The organism is Clostridium sp. SY8519 (assembly GCF_000270305.1).
Lineage (GTDB): Bacteria > Bacillota > Clostridia > Lachnospirales > Lachnospiraceae > SY8519.
The window spans coordinates 146,190-165,754 of sequence record NC_015737.1 but is presented as its reverse complement, the minus strand read 5'-3'; the positions used below and the strand labels follow the sequence as shown (position 1 = coordinate 165,754).

Genomic DNA, 19,565 nt, shown 5'->3' with positions numbered 1-19,565 from the left:
TCCGGCCGGTCAGTCCATAGCGAGGAAAGAAAGCATGATTGCGAAGGAAGCGAAGAGCCGGGAGGAGATCATTGAGGAAGTGATCTGCCTGGGATGGGAACGGGATACGGCCCGTGCCGGGAGTTATGTGGATCTGGCGGCGGAAATTATTATGGACTACTGCAATATACCGGAAGTTCCTGCCGGTCTGACCAATACCTGGCTGCAGATGGTGCTTGACTTAATGCGCCGGGAATCCTATGGCCAGGCGGAGGGACTGCCGCAGCGTACCGCGTCTGTGACGGTGGGGGATGCTTCTGTCAGTTATGATCTGCTGCAGGACAATGACTACCTGAACAGTGTGCTGCATAATTACAGGAGCCGTTTGAACCGGTTCCGGAAGTTGGAGTTCTGAATATGGATGATTTTCACGCAAGGATTTTAACGGCGCGTAAGGCGATTGCGTCTACCTATTCGGACCGCTGCAGCATTACCGGGAAGAAGAAAACAATAGACGCCCATGGGGCCACACGGTTTACGGATACTGTGCTGTATCAAGACGAGCCCTGCCGCCTGTCGTTTTCATCGAATGAGACAGGGAGCCAGAGCGTCACAACGGCAGAAACACCGCAAACCATTACCCTTTTTCTGGATCCGGAGGTCAATGTGCCGCCGGGCAGTATGATTTCTGTCTGCCGGGGTCATCTCCGGTACGGGGACTTTGAACAGTCCGGCATGCCGGCAGTGTATGCGACACATCAGGAGATCCGGCTGGTCCAGGTAAAAAAGAAAGCGTGATTGTATGGCAGAAGATGTACATGTAGATATCCGGCAGCTTGAGGCGTTCCAGAAGAACCTGGAGGATGCCTCACGGCACATCCGGGAAATAGAAGCCCAGTGCGCAAAAGGAGCCGCCGGGCGCATGCTGCGCAGTGCAGCGGCACTGACACCGACAAAAACCGGATATCTGCGGCGCGGCTGGCGGATCCGGGTGCTGCGCCCGTCCAATCCGGCGGTTGTCCGTGTGGAAAACCCGGTCAAGTATGCGTCCTATGTGGAGTACGGGCACCGGCAGACCCCTGGGCGGTATGTACCGGCTATCGGCAAGCGCCTGGTCAATGGATGGGTAGACGGCCGCCTGATGCTGACAAAAGCGGCGGCACAGGTGGAAAAGGACCTTCCGAAAATCATTGACCAGGAGATCACGAATTATCTCAAAACGGAGGTATTTAAGTGATGATACAGGAAATCACGGACGGGATCGTGGAAGCGGTTCACGCAGAATTCGGGGATGGTTATGCCATCTACCCGGAGAAAGTAGAGCAGGGACTGGAAGAGCCCTGTTTTTTTGTGCGCTGCATTCTTCCGGATCTTTCCCCGGGGCTGTTCCGCAGGAAACGGTTTACCGGTGTGTTTGTGGTCCAGTTCCTTCCCAAAGAGGATGGGACAGAGAATGCACAGATGGCAGAGGTTTATCCGCGCCTGGCAGACTGTCTGCAGATCATTGTTTCCGGTGGGAAAAAGATCCGGTGCAGCAGCATGGATGCGGACAGCAGTGACGGGATCCTGCAGATCCGCGCGACCTATCTGTTCTTCCTTACCGACCTTGCAGAGGAGACAGATATCATCCGTGAGGTGGAAGCGTACCGTACAGCCGCCGGAAGCGCAAAAGAATAGTGTAAGAACAGAAGAATAATCAAAAAGAAAGGGGTTATGCAATGGAAGACCAGAAAACAGCAGCGGAAATTCCGAAACCGGCAGCTGCTGAAACAAAGGCTATGACCTATACCGCGGATGAATTTGCCGCGTCGAAGACATTCCGGAACGATGCCCTGCTGGTGCGGGCAATTGTCGGAAATGGAGAAATGACGATTGAAGAGCTGAAAGCGGCTCTTGGGAAGTATACGAAAGGTAGGGTAGATCAGCGATGATGGGAGGAACCTTCAAAACCCAGGATAAAGTAATTCCTGGAACCTATGAGAATTTCATTGTGTCCAACGGTGTGATCACAGAGGCCGGGGAACGCGGTGTCTGCGCCCTGATTACGGACATGAACTGGATTTATTATGGTGTAGGCAATAAGGTAGTTGCGCTTACAAAGGACGAGTTTTATAAAAATGCATTTGCAAGGGAACTCGGATACAGCTATGACGCGGAAGAACTCCAGGCAGTCCGGGAAGTGTTCTGCCACGCGAATAAGCTGTACCTGGTTCCGTTGAATAACTCGAACAAAGCAGCTTCCTGCACTTATGCAACTTCGATTTTTGCCGGGGAACGCTCGAATGACCTGCTCCTGGTGATAAAGAAAAACATTGATGACACCAGCCAGTTTGACGTAAAGCTGTACCTTGGTACAAAGCTTCTGGATGCGCAGACCGTGGCAAAGGCATCCGATCTGAAAGGAAACGGATATGTTAACTGGAAAACGGATGCCGTGCTTGCGGAAACAGCAGGAATGGCATTTACAGGCGGGTCCAATGGAGATGTTACGGTGGAAACGTATAAACAGGCGCTGACTCTGCTGGAAGCAAGCGGGTATACCTTCAATGCGCTCGGCGTAGCACATAACCTGCTGAAAGACAAAGCATATAGCAGCGATCCGAACTATGGAACGACATGTAAAAACATTTTGACAAGTTTTGTGCAGGAAAAACGGGAAAAGAGCGCGGATAAGTTCCAGCTTGTTTATGAATATGCGGGACAGGATAACGAGGGGATCATTGGTGTCATGGATCCGGATTATATCCCCTGGGTGCTGGGCGCCACTTCTTCCTGCCCGCTGAGCCAGTCGCTGACGAATACGGTCTATGACGGGGAACTTCCATGGAATCCGCCTGTACCCTATTCCATAGAACAGTATGAAAGCTTCCTGGCAGAAGGCTACTTCATGTTCCACCGTGTTGGGAATGATGTGCGCGTCCTCCGTGATATTTCCACACTGGTCACCACATCCGACGAAAAGGGACCGCTCTTAAAGGACAATCGTACGGTTCGGGTAATTGACTACATTGCAGCAAAGGATGCGGAAGAGTTTTCCAATACCTATATGGGAAAAGTTCCGAACAATGAAGCCGGCCGAGCGTCCCTGTGGAACAGCCTGGCAAAAATCCGGCAGAAACTGCAAGAACAGGGCGTGATTGAAGACTTTGACGCCAAAGATGTCAAAGTATCCCAGGGAGAACAGAGGAATGGGATTGTAATTGAATCCGCCATCCGCCTGTCTGGCGTCATGGAAATCCTCTACATCACCACAAATGTACAGTAAAAAAACAGGAGGGACAGAAACATGTCAGAATCTTGGATGAATGAACAGGACGCGCCGTTTAAGGATAAGGGATGCGTGTACTACAAACAGGGGAACCGCAGGTTCCCGGCGCTGTTTGTCCATAAATTTGAGGTAAACGCGAATATTTCCACCGAGAAAGTACCGGTGCTTGGGAAGCGGATCCAGGGCAGGAAGCCGACCAATATGGAAATCAAACTGACCATGACCATCTATAAGTCAACTACTTACTTTGATGATATGGTCCTGCAGTATAAGGACACCGGATACCTGCCGCGCATGGATGTGGAAGTGATGGCCAATGACCCGACCACCAGCATCGGCACAGACCGCAAGATATACAACGATTGCATCATTGACGGGGATGTGCTGCTTCATGCGCTGGATGCGGAAGGCGGCGTCATTGATCAGGAGATCACCATGTACGCTTCCGACTTCAACCAGTCGGAAAAATACAAGGATCTGGAATTCATGGGAAAGACCATGTAACCTGACGGCAGTGACCAGCGGCCAGATAGGACCGTAACCGAACACACAGGCCCCCACTGTGTTTCTGGCCGTACATTTTGGGGCTTTTCTATTGGAGGGAGAAAAACGATGGCAAACAGTTTAAAAGCATTTTTCAAAGAGAACAAGAAAGCAAAAGCAAATGTGAAGTATCCTGCGACAGAATCCATTTGCGATGAAAAAGGGAACCCGGTGGAATGGGAAATCCGGCAGCTGTCTGCAGAGGAAGACGAGAAAATCCGTGATGAATGCACGAAAGAGATTCCGATTCCCGGGAAGTATGGCATGACACAGATGAAACTTGACGTGAACCGCTACAACGAACTGGTAGCCGCAAAAGCGATCGTATTCCCGGACTTGTTTGATGCCGGCCTGCAGGATTCCTATGGGGTCAAGGATCCCGGGAAGCTTTTGAAAGCCCTTGTGGATAACCCCGGGGAATATAACGACTTAATCCAGTTTATCCAGAAGAATAACGGCTATGATCCGATGAAGCCGTCTAAGGTGGATGAGGCAAAAAACTGATTCGCGACGATCCGGAGGCATACATCCTGCATTACTGCATGCAGGAGATGCACTGGACGTTGCGTGACTATATGGACCTGAATGACAGTGAAAAAGCATTTGTGGCAGCATCCATCCTTGTGCATGCGAAAGACATGGAAAATGCGGAAAAAGAAGCGAGAAGAAAGAACGGGATATAAGCGATGGGAACGATATACCAGACGATACAATTGAATGACCGTTTATCTGCGCCGATGATGAACATGGTAAAGGCCACACAGACAATGATTACCGAGCTGCAGCGGATGCAGGCGGCAGGGAAAACGGCATTTGACCCGACAAAACTCAATGAAATGAGCAATTACGCCGCAAAAGCGCGGACACAGATCAACCAGACGGCAGATGCCATCCGCAGGGAAGCCGAAGAACAGGAAAAGACCAACAAGAAGACAAATGAAGGCGTTACAGCGATGCGCACCATGGCCGGCCGCGTGAAAGCGGTGCTGGCCACCTACATTTCCATTTCCGGCATCAAGATGGGCATCGGCTGGCTGAAAGAAAGCGTGGAGATGTCCAACAATGCCGCACAGCAGCAGACCAAACTGCAGGAGGTTATGCGTGCGATGCAGGGGGCTACGGATGACCAGGTGGAATCCGTCAACCGCCTGATCAAAGCGGAAAGCCAGAGCGGCGTGGTCGGCGGGACCGTACAGAAAGCCGGGGCGCAGCAGCTGTCCACCTACCTGCATAACACGGACGCGGTAAAGACCCTGATCCCGGCGATGAATGACCTGGCCGTACAGATGAATGGTACGGCAAACACAACGGAGTCTATGACAAATATTGCGAATATGATGGGCAAGGTATTCACCGGGCAGGTTGGAGCCCTGCGCCGTGCCGGCATTTCCTTTGACGAGAATTCCGAGAAGATCTTAAAGAATGGAACCGAACAGCAGAAGGCGGCCGAACTGGCGAAGGTGGTGGCGCAGAACGTCGGTAATATGAACCAGGTCATGGCAAATACGCCGCAGGGCCAGGCGGCGCAGATGAAGAATAATTTTGCGGCCATGCGCGCGGAGATCGGTCAGAAGCTGACGCCTTCCATCCTGGAATTCATGAAGGCGCTGAACCAAAACATGCCGTCCATTTCAAAAATGTTAGACGGCGTGGTGCAGGTGGCAAAGGTTGGGCTGAATATCGCGACGATGCTGGCCGGAATTGTAACAAGGGTCGGTGATTTTGCCGCGAACCACCTGGGTACGATCATGCCGATCCTCGGCGCACTGCTTGGCATATACGCAGCGTACAACATTGCGAAACAAATCAATATTATACTGACCGGGATCCAGGCCGGTGTGGAAGCGACAAAAGCCGGTGCGGATGCGGCGCAGATCGCAACAACCTATGGTATGACGGCTGCACAGGTAAAATTCAATGCGGCATTGTTATCCTGCCCGCTTACCTGGATCGTATTGGCGATTATTGCGGCGATCGTTGTGCTTGTGATCCTGGCCAACCACTTCCTGAAAGCCGGGGTTTCCGCACAGACGGCCTTTGGCGTGATTTGCGGATGGATCAATGTGGCAATCCAGTTTTTTGTAAACCTTGGAAAAACTGCCATCAATATCTTTATGGCAATCGTAAAAGGTGCAATAGCTCTCGGGCATAATATTAAAACTGCCTTCATGGCACCGATCAATGCGGTAAAAAGCATGTTCTACAGCCTGCTTTCAACAGCGGCAACAGTCATTGGAGCAATTGCGCAGAAGCTGAATTACCTGCCGTTTGTCAACATCGATGTCGATGGATTAAATGCAGCGGCAGATGACTATGAAGCGAAAGCAAGAAGTTCCATGAATGATGCCATGGGTGTAGGTGAAGGACAGTATCAGAATATCGGCGACGCCATGAAGGACGGCATGAGCACAATGAACGCGTTCCAGGATAACTGGACCAAGAAGGCATTCCATGCCGGAGCTGCCTGGGGCGACAGCAAAGCCAGCGCGCTGAAAGGCATGAAAAATGCCATCTCCGGACAGGGGGACATTACCAAGGCAAACAGTGCCTTAAAACAGATGCAGCAGGCACAAAAGGGGGCCGGGAACAGCGGAAAAGCATCCTCGGATACGGCAAAAACCGCAGCAAATACCGGAAAGACGGCATCCCATGCGGCAAAAACCGCATCCAATACCAAGAAAGTAGCGGATAAGCTGGATATCACAAGTTCCGATATCAAGTATATCCGGGACTTTGCGGAAAAGCAGAGCATCAACCGGATTTCCAGCAGAACCATCAATATGAGTGTAACCAACAACAATACCATCAGTTCCGAAATGGATCTGGATGGCGTTGCTTCCGGTCTCACCGATCTGATGTATGCGAAGATGGAGAGCGAAGCGGAAGGAGTAGCATAATGCAGAGTGAATACCGGGTATATATTGGATATCTTCCAAAAGAACTGATTCCACAGCGTCTGCTGAAGGCAAAAACCAATTACTGGAATTCCAGGCATGTAAAAATCCCGAAGCTCTTTAACCTGCGGTTCCCAATAGCGCCGGAATCCATCGAAATGAAATCCTCTTCCGGAAACAAGACCATTACACTGATCAACGGCGGCCAGGTAAATATTTTGAAATCACCGGAGCTTACGGAATGGACCATGGACATGCGTCTCCCGGATCTTCCGGGGGACCCGGCCGCGGTCTATTCCTTTGACCTGTTTCTGGAACCGTATGTGTATATTGAACTGGCAGAGGCCTTAAAGACCCGTAAGACGGTGTTTAAGCTGATGGTTCAGCGGGATGCGTCGGACGGGAAGGAGTTTTATACCTCTACGCTGGCCAGCCTGGAAGATTATACATTGAAAGAAGATGCAAGCGCGGCTTACCGGTTTACGTTATCGATGACGTTTAAGAAGTATGTGACCTACGGGACCCGGAAGATCACGGTGAAAAAAAGCGGGAAGAAAAAGAAGGTATCCAAAAAGAAAAAGAGCCGGGAGCATATCGTAGAACTTGGCCACCGCAGCACGCGTGTGAAAAAGGGCGATACGCTGCCGAAGCTGTCGAAAAAGCATTATGGATCAACCAAATACTGGAAAGCGCTGTATAAGTATAACAAGTCAGTGATTGAAAAGGCTGCAAAAAAGCACAAGAGAAAATCAAGCGTTTACGGGAAACACCTGTACGCAGGCACGGTACTGTTTTTGCCAAATAAATCAGTGATCAAAAAGACAAAGGCGTAGAAACAGGAAAGAAAGCAGGGGGAAACGTATGGATCTTGTAGACATTGCACTGACCCAGGAAGGCTACCGGGAATCCGGGACGAATCACACAAAGTTCGGCTCCTGGTACGGACAGCAGGGGCCATGGTGCCACATGTTTGTATCCTGGTGCGCCTATCAGCTGCAAAAGAAATCCGGGTCAAAAATCTTAGGCCGGTATGTACCGAAGGAAGCCGCCTGTGTTCGTGGCGAAAGCTGGTATAAAGAACATGGACGGTATGCATCCCGTGGATCTTATACACCCCGCCGGAATGACATTATCTATTTTAGCGGGACACGGCACGCAGGCGCGAACCATGTGGGGATCGTTATGTCCTGTTCCGGTGGAAAGGTGCATACCATTGAGGGTAACTCCGGCAATAAGGTGACGCGCAACAGCTATTCTACATCGAGCACCCGTATCCGTGGGTATGGCGTAGTTGCGCCGTATCTAAACGGTTCCTTTGCATCCAGCAAAGTAGGCACACGGTACGCAAATATTGAGACCTATCCGGCAGAATTCACCGCCTATTCCCAGAACGGCCAGAAAACGGCCAGCGGAAAGACGGCTGACTACCGGAAGATGATGATTGCCGCGCCGTCCAATTTCCCATTTGGGACAAAGATCCGGGTTTCCGGGACCGGGACAAAGTATGACGGAAAGATTTTTACCGTAACAGACCGGGGCGGTGCCATCCATAAATTCAAGGACAGCTCCGGGAAAACAAGATACCGCTTTGACATCCTGATGAAGGATAATGCCACATGTAATTCCTTCGGACGGCGGAAAGGAAAAGCCTCAACGGTCAAAGCAACGACGTATTCCATCGGTTCGGCAATGACGGACAGCGTCGGGAGCAGCACTTCCAGCGGACAGGATAACAAGGCAAAGATCAACCAGGAAATCGCGCTGATCCGGAAGGTACTGAAACGGTATGAGGCAACAAAGAAGATTCCGGATTATAAGGTCAAAATGACATCCGAGCAGATCGTCCAGGCAAAAGCGCCGGCCGTGCAGCTGTATGTGCAGTATGGGAAATCGGTGTATGAGGTTGCCGTTGAGGATGATCTGCGTGTGGAGTGGGAGCGGAAAGGAACCCCTGGGAAGCTGACGTTTACCACCATTCGGCACAAGGTACTGCGGGAAGGATCCGGCGTGCTGCTGAAAGTCAATGGCCAGAAGTTTTTTTACGGGTATATTTTTACAATCAAAGAAACCAAAGAGCAGGAAAACGTGCAGGTAACGGTCTATGACCAGCTGCGGTACCTGAAAAACAAGGATACGTATGTGTATTCGAATAAAACAGCCTCGCAGGTGATCCGGATGATTGCCAAAGACTTTGAGTTGAAAACCGGGAAACTTGCGAATACGCGGTGTCTGGTGACACGGTCCGAGTCTGACGCGGAACTGTTTTCCGTGATTGAGAACGCGCTGCAGGAAACCCTGCTGGTTACCGGTGAAACTTATACCCTGTATGATGCCTGTGGAAAGCTCATGCTTTCCAAACCGAGTGAAATGAAGGTAAACAGCGCATTGATTGATGCGGATACTGCACAGGATTACACCTATGACCACGGGATTGATTCCGGTGTATATAACCAGATCAAACTTGCCTATGAAAACAACGGTAAGATGGATATGTACATCAGCAAAGATTCCAACACCATCGGGAAATGGGGTGTGCTGCAGTATTACGAAAAGGTAGACAGCCCAAAGCTGGCAAAGATAAAGGGCAAGCTTCTTTTAAAGATGTATAACCATGTATCGAGAAATCTGTCGATCAATGATGCGTTTGGTTCTGTCCATGTGCGGGCAGGAAGCCTGGTCCCTGTCCTGCTTACCCTTTCGGACATCAAGGTATCCAGCTATATGCTGGTGACCAAAGTAGTACATAAATTTGAGAACGGACTGCATACCATGGACCTGACGCTGACAGGAGGCGCATTTGATGACGACTAATGAATACAGTGGAAATATCATAAAGGTAATCAAACAGATCGCGCTGCAGGCATATCAAGCGGCTAAGCCGGCAGACCTTATCCTTGGCACAATAGATTCTTTGGATCCACTGAAAGTAATGGTTTCTGAAAAACTGAGGCTTTCGGAAGCATTTTTGCTTATCCCGCACCAGGTAAAAATCCTGATCAAAAGCGGAGAACTGAAGAAGGGCGATACAGTAGTGATGCTGATGCAGGCAGGCGGACAGCGGTATCTGCTGATTGACAAGGTGGAATGAAATGTTACCGGATACAGATTATGAACTGAATGATGAAATCGAAACAGATTTCGAAGAAGAATCGTATGCGACAAGAACCTTCCGGATGAATACGGATACCGGAACCATCAGCGGGATGTGTGATGGAAAAGAAGCCATTGCGCAGGGCATCCACTGCATGCTCCTGACAGAGCTAGGGCGGTATCCGATTTTTTCGGAAGATTACGGGCTTGCGGCAGAGGACCTGATCGGGGAGGAAATGGATTATGCACGCGCAGAACTGAAAGACCGGATCACGGAGGCGCTGCTTTTCGATGAACGGGTGATCAGCGTGGATGACTTTGAATTTCATCCAACCGGCAGCAGCCTGCTCATCACCTGTTCCGTTACAACGGATACCGGCGAAGAAGTAGAAAGCGAGGTGACCATCGATGTTTGAGGATAATACAGAAGAAGTGATCCAGGAGCGGATCCTGGACAATGTACCGGACACGCTGGATAAGCGGGAAGGATCCGTTATACAGACCGCTGTAGGGGCTACCGCCTATGAACATGCGCAGATGTATATCGACATGGACCTTCTGTTAAGTGAGACCTTCCCGGATACGGCGAGCTACTATAACCTGATCCGGCGGGCAGCGGAACGCGGCCTGCTTCCAAGGGAAGGCACGGCAGCCGTCCTGAAAGTAAAGGCAGAGCCTTCGGACTGTATCCTGGAGAATGGGACAGAATTCAATATCGGGGAACTGAATTACACGATTACCGAACAGATCAGCGCCGAAGAAAATACGTATGCATTAACCTGCAAGACCGTAGGGACAGAAGGCAATAACACAGCGGATGACATCATACCGATGTATGATATCGACAATTTGACCAGCATTACAGCAGTTGGATATATCAGTTCCGGAACGGATGACGAAGAGGAGGAGGATTTCCGTGAGCGGTATTTTGAATCCTTTTCCCAGACAGCCTTCGGCGGGAATATCCAGGACTATCACGAGAAAATCATTGCGCTGTCCGGTGTCGGCGGCTGTGTGGTGTTCCCGGTTTATGATGGTCCCGGGACGGTGCGGTGTGTGATTCAGGGCGCGGATTACGGGATTCCGGATGCATCTGTGGTACAGGATGTACAGACCGCTGTGGACCCGAATGAAACAGGACTTGGCAAAGGCCTGGCGCCGATCGGGCACAAAGTGACCGTGGAAGCGGTATCCGGAAAAGAAATCACAGTTGCTGCAGATGTTTTGCTGAAATCCGGGTATACATTGGATGGAATTCAGCCGGAGATTAAAGCAGCCATATCAGAGGTACTGAAAGAAACAGCGGAAACATGGGGTAAGGACATTCAGCAGAAAGTGATTGACGCGCCGAACCATGTGACGGCATCGGCTCCGGTGACCGGCCTGATCGTCCGGTCCGGGCGGATCGAGCTTGCCATGCTTGGGGTGTCCGGCATTGAGGACTGCAGGAATTTGACGATAAACGGAGCAACCGGAAATTACACAATCGCAATGAATGAAATCCCTGTGTTTGGAGCATTTAACGGAACGGTGGTGAGCAGCTGATGCGGGGCGACAACCTGAAGGAATATCTTCCGGAGTTCTGGAGAAGATATAAGGAGATGGATGCCATCTACTCCGGTGAACAGGGAGAAGTTGACAAGGAATGGGAACGGATTGCCGGCATGTGGGACGGGCAGTTTGTGGACACCATGCCGGAAGAGTACCTGGCACGGTGGGAGCGTATGCTGCAGATCCCGAATGCTACAGCTTTCACACTGGAAGAGCGGCGCAGCAAGATCCGTATTGAATTCATGGATTTCCGGCCGTATACGTTTCAGAACCTTTCCTATGTACTGGAACAGCTTTTTGGCGCGGGACAGTACCAGCTGTCTGTGGATGGGTATACAGCCACGATAAAACTAGGGATCCAGCAGCAGAACACCTATCATGATGTCGTGAAGAAACTGCGGTATATCATGCCGTGTAATATCCAGTGGAAAGCAATCGTTATGTTTAACAGTCATGCGGTGCTGAAAAAATACACGCATAAACAGCTGGCAGCCTATACACACAATGAATTGAGGAAGAAAGGGGGACTTTGATGGCATCCTATACAGAAAATCTAAGCCTGGAAAAGCCGGCCGAAGATGAGTTTTATGACATCAACAAAATCAACGCAAATATGGATAAAATTGATGCGGCGATTACATCAGGCCAGACAGAAACAGGAAAGAAGATGGAACATGATTCACCGGAAGGAGCCGGAAGCCTGAGCATGAATCGGAAGACATCGACTGAAAAAGGCGCAAACAGCGCGACAATCGGGACAGACGGAACCGCCAGCGGGAACAGCGCAGTGGCCGAAGGGAATATTACAACAGCTTCTGGTAACTATTCCCATGCAGAGGGAAATCGGACGACAGCATCTGGTACAGGCACTCATGCGGAAGGGGATCAGACAACGGCATCCGGTGATTACTCCCATGCAGAAGGAGAACTTACAACCGCATCTGGAAATGATTCCCATGCGGAAGGCAGCGGAACAAGTGCGAGAGGTGCTTTTTCCCATGCACAGAATTACAGTACTGTAGCAAACGGACAGGCGCAGACCGTACTGGGGAAATTTAACGAACCAGACGAAACAAGTGCGGTGATCATTGGTAACGGGACGAGTGATGATGCACGTTCCAACGCACTGAAGATTGGCTGGGATGGGTCGGTGCAGTCTTCCGGCCGGCTGCAGTCTGCGAAGGAAACCCAAACGGTGCAATTGTCAAATGGTGCATCCGGAACAATGGAACTGTACAGAAAAGGCGATCTGGTAATGGCAATCATTGCAGGCGGTGTGCTTTCAGCAGGTACAAATGATCGTGTGATTGGTACGATTCCTGAAGGGTGGCGGCCGCCGCGGCAAATCCAAATGATATTAGACGGAACATCCAGCTTTTCATATATTTTTATCAATTCATCCGGGCAAGTGAAATGCAACTATACATCAGGAAGCGGCCTGACAGTATACGCCAAAGTAACATACATATCTTGGGGATAAGAATTTTTATACAATAAGCAAAGGAGAACAGCATGAATTATTTTGTAGTAACCATTCAGAAAATGAAAGATGGAACAACAGCACAGAACATTTTGAAATACGATACACGAAACCAGGCAGAGTCTGCATTTCACACGGAGATGGCCGCTGCATGTGTATCAGAGACGCTGGCCGGCGATACCTGCATGGTCATTGATGAGTTTGGAAATTCCTATTTGCAGCGAAATATCACAGCAGAATAAGGATACGGCTGCAGATACGGATTAGGTGGTGATTATTTGTACAAAATTATAGGCTCAAATGTTTATATCACACGCGGTGACAGTGCATACATTACGGTAAATATTGCAGATACTGACGGGAATAAATTTGCACTGGATACAGGTCATATCGTCCGTGGACAGATGCGGACAGAACCGAATAACGGTGACCTGGTGTTTGATGCCGATATTGATTATTCGAACCCGGATAAAATCATCTGGCACATAAAACCAGAAAACACGAAAGGCATAGAAGTGAAGGAATATTACTATGATCTGGGAGTTGATACTGCGGAGGGGGATGTATACACATTTGCCAGCGGGAAATTCGTAGTTACAGATGAGGTGACGTACTGATGGAGATGGACACAAATGTATTGCTTGGTTCCGTTTCTGCTTCCAGATCGGTGACCGGAATGGTCTCATCTTCTCCTTTTGGGATTTCAGGAACTGTGGAAGCATTGAAAGTCATCGAACGGACAAATGCCGTGATTGAGTATAACACCACGGATGGATGGAACCAGGCAGCGGATACCATTGCGCAAAAAGGAGTTGTCTATGTTTACAGCGATTATCAGACAGACAAAGAGAACAATCAGATCCCAGGCATTAAGATCGGTGATGGGACATCCTATCTGATTGATATGCCGTTTGCTACAGGCATCACACAGAAACAGATTGATTTTTGGAACAATAAAGTATCCGTTTATGCGGTAGAAGACGAAAAACGGATCGTATTCACAACAGGGGAGATTTAACGATGGCAGATATTTCAAAAATTACGGTAAACGGAACAACGTACAACCTGAAGGATGAAACTGCCCGAGCGAAAACGGGCAGTGGAATCCCTGACAGTATGGCACTGAGCGGCTGGACTTCTGCGTCAATCTATCAGAACAGAGCTACGAATTATACCGGTGGCTACTATAAAAATGGCCGGTGTGTATATGTATATATCGTATGTAAAGCGGCAATAGCGCTCAATGCGGCCGCTGCTTTTACAGGATTTCCAACACCGGCAAGTAAAAACTGGGGTAATGCCCTGACACCATTAACAGCACTGACGGCAGACGGGCTGACTGTGCCGTGCTATGTCAATCAGTATGGCAGCATCTGCATGACAGTGGCAAAAGACAAGTATGTAATTGTCAATGGGTATTATTTTGCAGAGTCATAGCATGATACCAATTCTATAAGAAAGGACATAAAACGAATGCATGAGCCAATTGTTTTCACGCCGGAGCAGGTGTACCAGGTAATCCTGGCCGTCGCCGGCCTGATCATCTCCTGCGCCGGCGCAATTGGAATCATCGCCAAGGTGGTGAGATGGTTCCGCAAGCCTGCAGATACCCAGAAAGAACGGGTGGATGCACACGAGCGGCGGTTAAATGGACATGATGAATCGCTAAAAGAGATCCGGCAGTACCTGGATCGGGATAAGCACCGGCTGGATAAACTCGAAGAAGGAAACCGGATTGTGCAGCAATCGTTGCTGGCGATCATGGCGCACTTGTTAAATAACAATGATATCGACGAACTGAAGAAGGCGAAGGAAAGCCTGGAACAGTATCTGATTGAGAAATAAGGAGAGATTCTCATGAGTAAAATTAACTGGAAAGTAAGAAGTCGCAGTCCGCAGTTTTGGATTGGGATGGTTGGTGTCGTGGCATCGCCAGTATTAGCATATTTTGGGTTATCTTATAAAGACCTGACTACTTGGGATTCTGTATCGAACGTATTTATGCAGTTCGTACGGAATCCTTATTTAATTGGAACTGTTGCGGTTGCAGTTCTGTCCGCTCTTGGTGTTATTACTGACCCGACGACTAAGGGTATTACTGACAGCAATCGGTCTATGGCGTATGAGTACCCGAAGGATGATTATGCTTATGTAGATCGTGATGATGAAGATCGGAGTGATGATGTAGATGAAGATAAATAAATTATACGCGAAATCTATCAGTTACGGTGGAAAACGTTCGTTGAGTTCGATTTACACTGAGTTTTGGCACTATACAGGCGTCAAAGGTGATACTGCACAAAATGAAGCGAAATACTTCCGCTATAGCAACACCAGATCTGCGGGTGCGCACTTCTTTATCGACCGTAAAGGCGAGATTTATTGCTCTATCCCGCTGAACCGTATTGCGTGGGCGGTTGGCGGCACAAAATACAGCAACTGTGCATCAACTGGCGGTGGTAAATTCTACGGCGCAACAAGCAATGCTACGTCGGTATCTATCGAACTGTGTGATTGTGTTGATAAACTTCCGTCCGATGCTCAGTTGAAGGCGGCAAAATGGTTACATGAGTATATCAACTCAAAATGTCCGAATATCAAACACGTACTGCGCCACTTTGACCGTACTGGAAAAGATTGCCCGCACATGTATTGTAATGGTGGATATGATGATAATGACTGGAAGCATTTCAAGGCTTATCTGACTGGTAGCAAAGTTGCTAAACCGAAAACGAGTAATATAAAAGCGAGTGGTTACACTGGTTCGTTCCCTACCCTTCCGAAGCGTGGGTACTTCAAAAAAGGCGATAGCGGCGATAATGTGAAGAAATTGCAGAAATTCTTAAACTGGTATAATTCCAGAGATATTGCTGTCGATGGTGTGATTGGTGGTAATACGATTGACGCTGTGACTCGATTCCAAAAAGGCGTTAAGTTAAAAGCTGATGGACTGTTTGGGAAGGATTGTTTAGCAAAAGCGAAGAAAGCGAAAAGATAAGTAGATACAGTGAAATGGGAGATGATAAGCTTCCATTATTTTTTTAGTTTATCTTGTGATTTTTCCAATGTTTTTACAAGATAAACACAAATTAGCCTTCGGAGCAATCCGGGGGCTTATTTTTTTGCTTAAATAAAGAGAATACACTTGACAAATACGCATAAAAGGCGTATTGTATACGCATAAGGAGGGAATAATGAAACAACGAGATTTAGTCAAGCGTCTTGAGAAGGCAGGGTTTGAATTTGCTGAACATGGAAGTAATCATGATAAATATGTCAGAGGGAAGGATGTTGAAATGATTCCAAGGCATAGAGAGATAAATGAAATCACTGCCAGAGGAATACTTAAAAAATGGGGGCTGTAAGCCCCCGGCGCTTGCCTTTATTTCATGAGCATAGAGAGAGGAGAAGTAGACATGAAAGTAGTATACCCTATTTTAGTAAAACAGGATGAAAATTGCTATCTCGTATATATCCCGGATTTTGATGGATATACAGAAGGGAATTCATTTATTGATGCGTTAGAAATGGCAAAAGATTATATCGGATTAAGTGGAATTCATCTGGAAGATGAAAAAAAATCATTGCCGAATATGTCTACAGAAGAGGAAGCCAGAAAGATTGCAAAAGAAAAAAGCGATGGCGATTTTGATTTTTCAAATGGTACACTTGCCTATGTGGATGTAGATTTAAAAAAGTATAGGAGTAAAGTAAGGAATTTATCCGTAAAGAAAAATTGCACGATCCCAATGTGGTTAAGTGAAGAAGCGGAAGAAGCAGGAATCAATTTTTCTAGAGTCTTACAAGAGGCACTAGTAAAAACGTTAGGAAGTAAATAAAACAAAAAGTAAAGAAGAATTTCCACAAAAATATCAAGTGCACCAGTATACGCACCAAGTTTTTAATAAGCTTCGTAATAAAAACCCTCGGAGAGATCCGGGGGCTTTATTATTTTATGTAAGTATAATAGACCACTTGGCATAGGGCACACACTATAGTATAATATAATCAGAAAGGAGGTAAGAGATGTGATAATTGAAAAAATAATCGATAATTTAATAAGGCTGTTAACCTTAGCATTACTTTTAATTCAGATCTGGCGAGAAATGAAAAAGTAAAAAGGGAAACAGCCATAACCAAGCGGGAGGATAATCCTCCTGCTTGATTAAAGAATATCACATCGAAAAGAAAAAATGAAGAGAGAAGCAAGTGTATTCACTACATTATTGATTGTATTTGCAGTTTTAAGAATAACCAAAGCAAAATTCAATGTTCTTGATGTTTTAATTATTGTGGCTGCAGTAGTGTATGCGATTCTTGTGATCAAGAAAAGGAGAAGATAGTATGCCAGAAGGAAAGCCGAACGCACAGACAATAGCAACACAGAAGTATCAGAAGAAAATAGGTCTTATATCAAAAAGCTTTAAAATCAAGAAGGAACTTGCAGAGGAGTTTAAAGAAGCATGCGAGCGCAAGGGAGTAGGGCAGGCTGCAACCATTTCTCAGCTGATGGAACAGTTCATTTCCAGCGTAGAAAAAAAGGAATAGGATGAACCTATTTTCTTATATGTGCGGAAACCTATGCGGAAAAAGTTCTGGAAGTGCTGAAAATAAAGGTATCTGACATAGGCTACGGACCAAGGTGTCGGGGGTTCGAATCCTCTCACGCACGTAAATGAAAAACCTCGGAAAACCGCTGTTTATGCGGGTTCCGGGGTTTTTTCTTTTTCACGGAAAGAATATTTGTTCGAGGAAACCCATACGGAAACTTACGGATTTCCACATTTTGATGGGACACCCTGCGAAAAACATTCCTAAGGAATTTCTGTGGCACATGCGTTTCCCTGGAAAAAACTTGACGTTTCCTGTCTATTATTATATAGTTCATCGGTACCGATCTTTATGGCTGCAAAGCGAAAAGAACCTGAAGGGGAGGAATCAAATCATGAAAATTGTAATTTTAAATGGCAGTCCAAGACCCAATGGAAATACACAGATCCTCGCAGAGGAGTTTATCCGGGGCGCGCGGGAGGCCGGCCATGAGACAGAACTGATTCATCTGCGCGAAAAGAAGATCGCGGGATGTCTGGGCTGTCAGTATTGTTTTTCCCATGAGGGAGAATGTGTACAAAAGGATGATATGAAGGAAGCCCTTGCATCCCTGGATCAGGCAGATATGCTGGTAATTGCTTCTCCGATTTACTGGTTTGATCTTACCGCCCAGACGAAGGCCGCGATTGACCGCATGTATGCCAGGGGAAAAGTGGGCTTTCATTTTCACAAGACGGCGATGCTTCTGGATTCCGGATCCGACCATGTCTATGACGCGGCGATTCGCATGTATCAGATGATGACCGGATATTTGAACTGGCAGGATATGGGAATTATTACCGCGCCGGGGATGACAGAAAAAGGTTCCATGAAGCATGCGCCGGCGATGCAGCAGGCGTATACCCTTGGAAAAACGCTTTGACACAGAATGACGATGAACCGATAGAAAGAAACGCGGATATGAATATCATAACAAAAATTTTATCAGTATTGGTGGCGGCAGAATTTATTTATATTTTTTATCTGGAGACGATAGCCACCACTTCAGTAAAAACATCAAAAGTATTTGGTATGACCACCGAGGAACTCAGCCAGAAAAATGTGACGGTACTGTTTAAAAATCAGGGGGTATACAATGGACTGATTTCCCTGCTGATTCTACTGGCAGTTTTTGCTTTTGCCAGCAAGGCGGCTGTGATTTGCCTTATGGCTTATATTGTGGCAGTGGCACTGTATGGCAGTTTCACCAGCAATCCGAAGATTATTTTGATGCAGGGAGGACTTGCGATTCTGACACTGATTTCCTGTATCTTTTAAGGGATCGTTATAAGAGCGCAATCGTGTGCGCACAGCATAATAGCAGAAGGAAGTGAGTAACCAGGCTATGATCCTGTATTTTTCAGCAACAGGAAACTGTAAATATGCCGCATCCAGGATAGCGTCCCACACGGGAGAAAAAATCCTGAGCATACCGGACTGTATAAAAGATGAAAGATATTCTTTCTGTGAGGACGTCATCGGAGTGATTACACCGATTTATTTCTGGGGACTTCCGGATATCGTGGAGGAGTTTCTGAAAAAATTGGATGTAAAATGCAGCTACCTGTACCTCATGGCAACTTATGGTACCACCACGGGAGCCGCGGGAAAAATGGCGCAGAAAGCGCTGAAGGGAAGAAACTTCGACGCGTTTTATGCGATTCAAATGCCGGATACATGGACACCCTTGTTTGATCTATCTACGCCGGCGGCGGTGGCAAAGTTTACACGCAGAACCGAGCAGAAACTGGATGCTGCCATAAAAGGCATCACAGACAGAAAACGGAACAAAATGATGCAGCCGGCAATGCCGGCGGTTCTTGCGCTGGGAATCGCACAGCCGATGTATCATCATATTGCAAGCAAAACATCCCGTTTTTCTGTGGAAGATTCCTGTATCGGCTGCGGGCATTGCGCAAAACACTGCCCGGTACAGGCGATTGCGATGCAGGCGGGAAAACCGGTTTGGGTAAAGGAGCGCTGTGTGCTGTGTCTGGGCTGTCTGCATCGATGCCCGAAGTTTTCCATTCAATATGGGCTGGGCAGAACAAAGCGGCATGGCCAGTATACAAATCCGTATGTGCCTGTTCCTTAGTAAAAAATTTAATAGCGTCTGTTTTTAACAGACATCTGTATACGAAGGCCAGCATGATGAACGGAGCGCGGGAAG

Annotated in this window: 29 protein-coding genes; all 29 read left to right on the top strand. The window is 47.9% G+C overall.

Annotated features, from left to right (window positions below):
- Nucleotides 1-34: 34 nt before the first annotated feature.
- The 29 genes from CXIVA_RS00900 to CXIVA_RS00755 all read left to right on the top strand — a co-directional run bounded on the left by CXIVA_RS00900 (nucleotide 35) and on the right by CXIVA_RS00755 (nucleotide 19,490).
- Nucleotides 35-394 (top strand): hypothetical protein, encoded by a 360-nt coding sequence (locus tag CXIVA_RS00900; protein WP_013976130.1) that lies wholly within the window; start codon nucleotides 35-37, stop codon nucleotides 392-394.
- 2 nt (nucleotides 395-396) lie between these two features.
- The gene (locus CXIVA_RS00895; RefSeq protein WP_013976129.1) at nucleotides 397-777 is read left to right on the top strand and encodes a hypothetical protein; all 381 of its coding nucleotides are present in this window, start codon (nucleotides 397-399) and stop codon (nucleotides 775-777) included.
- Between the two features lie 4 nt (nucleotides 778-781).
- Nucleotides 782-1,216 (top strand): HK97 gp10 family phage protein, encoded by a 435-nt coding sequence (locus CXIVA_RS13225; protein ID WP_013976128.1) that lies wholly within the window; start codon nucleotides 782-784, stop codon nucleotides 1,214-1,216.
- Nucleotides 1,216-1,656: a DUF6838 family protein gene (locus tag CXIVA_RS00885; RefSeq protein ID WP_013976127.1), complete on the top strand. Its 441-nt coding sequence runs from the start codon at nucleotides 1,216-1,218 to the stop codon at nucleotides 1,654-1,656. Before CXIVA_RS13225 ends, CXIVA_RS00885 begins: the two co-directional genes overlap by 1 nt.
- A gap of 41 nt (nucleotides 1,657-1,697) precedes the next feature.
- Complete coding sequence (locus CXIVA_RS00880) at nucleotides 1,698-1,910, top strand: hypothetical protein (protein ID WP_013976126.1); 213 nt, start codon at nucleotides 1,698-1,700, stop codon at nucleotides 1,908-1,910.
- Nucleotides 1,907-3,244 (top strand): phage tail sheath C-terminal domain-containing protein, encoded by a 1,338-nt coding sequence (locus CXIVA_RS00875; protein ID WP_013976125.1) that lies wholly within the window; start codon nucleotides 1,907-1,909, stop codon nucleotides 3,242-3,244. The genes CXIVA_RS00880 and CXIVA_RS00875 overlap by 4 nt, the downstream gene beginning before the upstream one ends.
- Nucleotides 3,245-3,265: 21 nt before the next feature.
- Nucleotides 3,266-3,751, top strand: a complete 486-nt coding sequence (locus CXIVA_RS00870) for a phage tail tube protein (RefSeq protein WP_013976124.1) — start codon at nucleotides 3,266-3,268, stop codon at nucleotides 3,749-3,751.
- 108 nt (nucleotides 3,752-3,859) lie between these two features.
- Entirely contained in the window at nucleotides 3,860-4,294 is a 435-nt protein-coding gene (locus tag CXIVA_RS00865; RefSeq protein WP_013976123.1) for a hypothetical protein, read from the top strand.
- A gap of 182 nt (nucleotides 4,295-4,476) precedes the next feature.
- Entirely contained in the window at nucleotides 4,477-6,687 is a 2,211-nt protein-coding gene (locus CXIVA_RS00860) for a hypothetical protein (RefSeq protein WP_013976121.1), read from the top strand.
- A complete protein-coding gene (locus CXIVA_RS00855) occupies nucleotides 6,687-7,517 on the top strand; it encodes a LysM peptidoglycan-binding domain-containing protein (protein WP_013976120.1) in 831 nt (276 codons plus the stop codon). The genes CXIVA_RS00860 and CXIVA_RS00855 overlap by 1 nt, the downstream gene beginning before the upstream one ends.
- A 28-nt stretch (nucleotides 7,518-7,545) precedes the next feature.
- On the top strand, nucleotides 7,546-9,495 hold the full coding sequence (locus tag CXIVA_RS13710; protein WP_013976119.1) for a CHAP domain-containing protein: 1,950 nt from the start codon (nucleotides 7,546-7,548) through the stop codon (nucleotides 9,493-9,495).
- Nucleotides 9,485-9,772, top strand: coding sequence for a DUF2577 family protein (locus CXIVA_RS00840; RefSeq protein ID WP_013976118.1), 288 nt, complete (start codon nucleotides 9,485-9,487; stop codon nucleotides 9,770-9,772). Before CXIVA_RS13710 ends, CXIVA_RS00840 begins: the two co-directional genes overlap by 11 nt.
- A 1-nt stretch (nucleotide 9,773) precedes the next feature.
- Nucleotides 9,774-10,190, top strand: a complete 417-nt coding sequence (locus CXIVA_RS00835) for a DUF2634 domain-containing protein (protein WP_013976117.1) — start codon at nucleotides 9,774-9,776, stop codon at nucleotides 10,188-10,190.
- Nucleotides 10,183-11,319, top strand: a complete 1,137-nt coding sequence (locus tag CXIVA_RS00830) for a baseplate J/gp47 family protein (RefSeq protein WP_013976116.1) — start codon at nucleotides 10,183-10,185, stop codon at nucleotides 11,317-11,319. Before CXIVA_RS00835 ends, CXIVA_RS00830 begins: the two co-directional genes overlap by 8 nt.
- Nucleotides 11,319-11,858 carry a putative phage tail protein gene (locus CXIVA_RS00825; RefSeq protein ID WP_013976115.1) on the top strand — a complete coding sequence of 180 codons (540 nt, stop codon included), beginning with the start codon at nucleotides 11,319-11,321 and terminating at the stop codon, nucleotides 11,856-11,858. Before CXIVA_RS00830 ends, CXIVA_RS00825 begins: the two co-directional genes overlap by 1 nt.
- Entirely contained in the window at nucleotides 11,858-12,805 is a 948-nt protein-coding gene (locus CXIVA_RS00820; protein WP_013976114.1) for a hypothetical protein, read from the top strand. The genes CXIVA_RS00825 and CXIVA_RS00820 overlap by 1 nt, the downstream gene beginning before the upstream one ends.
- A 32-nt stretch (nucleotides 12,806-12,837) precedes the next feature.
- The gene (locus CXIVA_RS00815) at nucleotides 12,838-13,047 is read left to right on the top strand and encodes a hypothetical protein (protein ID WP_013976113.1); all 210 of its coding nucleotides are present in this window, start codon (nucleotides 12,838-12,840) and stop codon (nucleotides 13,045-13,047) included.
- A 36-nt stretch (nucleotides 13,048-13,083) separates the two neighbouring features.
- Entirely contained in the window at nucleotides 13,084-13,422 is a 339-nt protein-coding gene (locus CXIVA_RS00810) for a hypothetical protein (protein WP_013976112.1), read from the top strand.
- The gene (locus CXIVA_RS00805; protein WP_013976111.1) at nucleotides 13,422-13,823 is read left to right on the top strand and encodes a hypothetical protein; all 402 of its coding nucleotides are present in this window, start codon (nucleotides 13,422-13,424) and stop codon (nucleotides 13,821-13,823) included. The genes CXIVA_RS00810 and CXIVA_RS00805 overlap by 1 nt, the downstream gene beginning before the upstream one ends.
- Nucleotides 13,824-13,825: 2 nt before the next feature.
- Nucleotides 13,826-14,242, top strand: coding sequence for a hypothetical protein (locus CXIVA_RS00800; RefSeq protein WP_013976110.1), 417 nt, complete (start codon nucleotides 13,826-13,828; stop codon nucleotides 14,240-14,242).
- 36 nt (nucleotides 14,243-14,278) lie between these two features.
- The gene (locus tag CXIVA_RS00795) at nucleotides 14,279-14,650 is read left to right on the top strand and encodes a hypothetical protein (RefSeq protein ID WP_013976109.1); all 372 of its coding nucleotides are present in this window, start codon (nucleotides 14,279-14,281) and stop codon (nucleotides 14,648-14,650) included.
- Nucleotides 14,651-14,662: 12 nt separating this feature from the next.
- A complete protein-coding gene (locus tag CXIVA_RS00790; RefSeq protein WP_013976108.1) occupies nucleotides 14,663-15,007 on the top strand; it encodes a phage holin in 345 nt (114 codons plus the stop codon).
- Entirely contained in the window at nucleotides 14,994-15,803 is an 810-nt protein-coding gene (locus tag CXIVA_RS13215) for an N-acetylmuramoyl-L-alanine amidase (RefSeq protein WP_013976107.1), read from the top strand. The genes CXIVA_RS00790 and CXIVA_RS13215 overlap by 14 nt, the downstream gene beginning before the upstream one ends.
- A 196-nt stretch (nucleotides 15,804-15,999) precedes the next feature.
- Complete coding sequence (locus CXIVA_RS00780; protein ID WP_013976106.1) at nucleotides 16,000-16,170, top strand: type II toxin-antitoxin system HicA family toxin; 171 nt, start codon at nucleotides 16,000-16,002, stop codon at nucleotides 16,168-16,170.
- 51 nt (nucleotides 16,171-16,221) lie between these two features.
- Entirely contained in the window at nucleotides 16,222-16,644 is a 423-nt protein-coding gene (locus CXIVA_RS00775; protein ID WP_013976105.1) for a type II toxin-antitoxin system HicB family antitoxin, read from the top strand.
- Between the two features lie 505 nt (nucleotides 16,645-17,149).
- A complete protein-coding gene (locus tag CXIVA_RS00770; protein ID WP_013976103.1) occupies nucleotides 17,150-17,353 on the top strand; it encodes a hypothetical protein in 204 nt (67 codons plus the stop codon).
- Nucleotides 17,354-17,750: 397 nt separating this feature from the next.
- Nucleotides 17,751-18,278: a flavodoxin family protein gene (locus CXIVA_RS00765; protein WP_013976102.1), complete on the top strand. Its 528-nt coding sequence runs from the start codon at nucleotides 17,751-17,753 to the stop codon at nucleotides 18,276-18,278.
- Nucleotides 18,279-18,316: 38 nt separating this feature from the next.
- Nucleotides 18,317-18,673 (top strand): DUF1304 domain-containing protein, encoded by a 357-nt coding sequence (locus tag CXIVA_RS00760; protein WP_041728076.1) that lies wholly within the window; start codon nucleotides 18,317-18,319, stop codon nucleotides 18,671-18,673.
- A 67-nt stretch (nucleotides 18,674-18,740) separates the two neighbouring features.
- Nucleotides 18,741-19,490, top strand: a complete 750-nt coding sequence (locus CXIVA_RS00755) for an EFR1 family ferrodoxin (RefSeq protein WP_041727516.1) — start codon at nucleotides 18,741-18,743, stop codon at nucleotides 19,488-19,490.
- Nucleotides 19,491-19,565 lie beyond the last annotated feature (75 nt).